Origin of the sequence: Exiguobacterium sp. SH5S13 (assembly GCF_004337085.1) — a bacterium.
Lineage (GTDB): Bacteria > Bacillota > Bacilli > Exiguobacteriales > Exiguobacteriaceae > Exiguobacterium > Exiguobacterium aurantiacum_A.
On record NZ_SJUS01000089.1, the window covers coordinates 1 to 274 of the forward strand.

The 274-nt window shown below is 50.0% G+C and carries 1 rRNA gene; it reads left to right on the forward strand.

Annotation, left to right across the window (positions count from 1 at the left end):
* A 16S ribosomal RNA gene (locus tag EVJ30_RS15105) occupies positions 1-82 on the forward strand; the annotation flags it as partial.
* Positions 83-274 lie beyond the last annotated feature (192 nt).

Genomic DNA, 274 nt, shown 5'->3' on the forward strand with positions numbered 1-274 from the left:
GCCGCCGAAGGTGGGACAGATGATTGGGGTGAAGTCGTAACAAGGTAGCCGTATCGGAAGGTGCGGCTGGATCACCTCCTTTCTAAGGAAAATGCCCATGTGGCATGCCCATCGTTCAGTTTTGAGGGTTCGTCCCTCGATTGTTCTTTGAAAACTGAAGATTCATCAAGACATCAAACCAAGAAAAATATGCATGGTCCGTTCGGACCGTGTGTCTTAGAAACGCTAGATCAAGGTAGAAAGGGCGTACGGTGGATGCCTTGGCACTAGGAGC